We start from the raw sequence: 1,821 nt of genomic DNA on the forward strand, positions 1-1,821 counted from the left end.
GCGTTGTTCTTCTGCGCGTTGCTGTTCTGCGCGTTGCGGCCCCGTGCGTTGCCGTTCTGTGCGGGCTCAGCGGCGGCGGCGTCAGACGAGGCATCCGTAGCAGGCGCTGCATCCGCAGCTTCGGCCTCGGGGGCTGCGGTCTTCTGAGCGCCACGGCGCCCTCGGCCGGTCGACTTGGGCGCCGACTCCGCCGGCGCTTCTGCCGGAGCGGCATCCGCGGCCGGTGCCTCTGCCGGAGCGGCGTCTGCTGCCGGGGCCTCGGCGTCTGCCTTCTTGGCACGGCTGCGACGCGGTGCCTTCGCCTTGGGCGCGGCCTCCGTGGTCTCGGCCGACGCCTCGGCGGGCGCGGCTTCGGCCTTCGGCGCAGCCTCGGTCTTCGACGCGGGCTTCTCGGCCTTCGCCGCCTCGGCCTTCTCGGCCTTCGCTGCTGCCGTGGCGGTGCTGGCGCGGCGCGGCGCCCGCTTGCGTGCCGGTGCGGCCTCGGTCGCGGGTGCTTCGGAAACCGAAGCGGACTGGTCGTTCTGGGTCTCGGAGAGGTTCTCCACGAGTACTCCCTTATATGTCATGGGGAATGAGCGTTGAACGCACACAACGGGTGCTGCGCGCGATCGCACGGGCTGACGCTCTGCGCCAGCCAGCCTCGGCACTTGTGCCACAGGGATTTGCGTGCGGGTCTTGCAAGAGTTGCAATGGGGCCAGATTCACGTAGTTACGTGGAGCCCTCCGCTCGAGTCCCCACTGTACCACCACGCACGTCGACGGCGAGCAGGAGCGCCTCCCACGGGGTGTCGGTGACTCGATCGGCCAACTCCACCGCGTCTTGACGGCTGCCCGGCCCGTCGGCCAGCACGAGCACGCTGGGGCCGGCGCCGGACACGACGGCCGCGAAGCCCGCCTTGCGCAGCGCCTGCACGAGCCGCTGGGTCTCGGGCATCGCCTCGGCGCGGTAGTCCTGGTGGAGTCGGTCGGCCGTCGCGTCGAGCAACAGCTCCGGACTCTGCATCAGGGCCGCGATCAGCAGCGCAGAGCGCGAGACGTTGAACACCGCATCCGCCGTGGAGACGTGCGGAGGCTGCAGCGAACGCGCCTGCGAGGTCGACATCGTGTAGGCGGGGACGAGCACGAGGGGCGAGACGCCGCGGTGCACGAGCAGCTTCTTGTGCTGCGGTCCGCGCTCCCCCATCCACGCGATCGTCAGTCCGCCGAACAGGGCCGGGGCGACGTTGTCGGGATGCCCCTCGAGCTCGGTGGCGAGACGGAGGAGGTCGACATCGTCGATCTCGACGTCGCCGTGGAGCAGTCCCTTCGCCGCGAGCACGCCGGCAGCGACGGCCGCACCCGAAGAACCGAGTCCGCGACCGTGCGGCACGCTGTTCTCGGCGATGATGCGCAGGCCGGGCATCGGACGACCCGCGTCGGCGAACACGTACGCGATCGTGCGGACGATGAGGTTCGACTCGTCGCGCGGGATCTCGGCAGCACCGGAACCGGTCACCTCGATCTCGAGTTCACCGGCCGACAGCGCCGTGACCTGCAGGGTGTCGTAGATGCTGAGCGCCAGGCCGAGCGTGTCGAATCCGGGGCCGAGGTTCGCGCTCGTGGCAGGCACCCGCACCTCGACGGTGCGGCCTTCGACGGGGTTGCCCTCGACGGGGGCGAGGGCTGCCGCCATCGTCACTCGCCTTCCACCCGGAGCACCGAGACGACCCGGGCGACGACCGCGCTGTCGGCGAGAGCGTCGACCGTGGCGCTGAGAGCCTGCTCCGTCGCGCGGTGCGTGCCGATGATCAGGCGGGCGGTCGGCTCGTCCTCGCCCTCGCC

At 71.1% G+C, this 1,821-nt stretch carries 1 protein-coding gene and 1 pseudogene; both read right to left on the bottom strand.

The window, feature by feature from the left end:
* Positions 1 to 566 (bottom strand): annotated as a pseudogene (locus ACNPM4_RS17015) (transcription termination factor Rho); the annotation flags it as partial.
* Positions 567 to 709: 143 nt separating this feature from the next.
* Positions 710 to 1,672 (bottom strand): homoserine kinase, encoded by a 963-nt coding sequence (gene thrB / locus ACNPM4_RS17020; protein ID WP_417504909.1) that lies wholly within the window; start codon positions 1,670 to 1,672, stop codon positions 710 to 712.
* Positions 1,673 to 1,821: the final 149 nt, after the last annotated feature.

This window comes from Microbacterium umsixpiens (genome assembly GCF_053543675.1).